The organism is Sphingobacterium sp. 1.A.4, assembly GCF_002734245.1.
GTDB classification, from domain to species: Bacteria; Bacteroidota; Bacteroidia; order Sphingobacteriales; family Sphingobacteriaceae; genus Sphingobacterium; species Sphingobacterium tenebrionis.
The window spans coordinates 1-672 of the sequence record NZ_PEAZ01000020.1; the positions used below are offsets into that span (position 1 = coordinate 1).

Consider the following 672-nt stretch of genomic DNA (forward strand, 5'->3'; position numbering starts at 1 on the left):
TTGTGGTCCAGGGCGAGGTCCGCATACATCTGCTTGAGACGGCGGTTCTCTTCCTCCAGTTCCTTCATACGGCGCAGCTCTTGGCTGTCCATCCCGGAATACTTCTTCTTCCAAGTGTAAAAGGTTGCTTGGTGGACACCCAACTCCCTGCAGATGTCCGAAGTGCTTTTACCCGATTCATGTTGCTTGATCGCAGAAACAATCTGGCTCTCGCTGATTCTTGTCTTTTTCATTGTACTGTTCTAAGTTACGAATTTTCGCGTTTCAGACAGTCCGAATTTTCGGGAGGGTTACACCTTCATTTCTTAAAATCTTAAAAATTTTTTTCTCGATAAACTAAAGATAAGCTATTAATAAATTATAATTTATGTTTTTTCAGTAGCGTCCTAAACGATGGAAAAAATGGCGGTGGATTTATATAGCAGGGAATGCTATATTTATTTCGCTAAAAAAACCTCCATCGCCATGGTAAATATAAACGTATTTTCCCAGATTTTGGGTCTAATCGATCGAGACATTTTTGGCAGATTGGTTCAACAATACCAATCCGACAAGCATCATAAGGGCATCAACAGCTGGACACATTTTGTGAGCATGCTATTCTGCCATTTATCCTCTGCGGATTCGGTTCGGGACATTTCTAATGGACTCCGCAGCACTACTGGCAACATG

General features: G+C 42.0%; 2 protein-coding genes. One reads left to right on the plus strand and one right to left on the minus strand.

Annotation, left to right across the window (positions count from 1 at the left end; all coding sequences use genetic code 11):
* A partial coding sequence (locus CRJ00_RS02115) for a transposase (RefSeq protein ID WP_144038066.1) occupies positions 1 to 233 on the minus strand: 233 nt, incomplete at its 3' end.
* A gap of 232 nt (positions 234 to 465) precedes the next feature.
* Here CRJ00_RS02115 and CRJ00_RS02120 point away from each other — a divergent pair.
* The coding region (locus tag CRJ00_RS02120; protein ID WP_218962165.1) for a DUF4372 domain-containing protein at positions 466 to 672 on the plus strand (207 nt) is incomplete at its 3' end.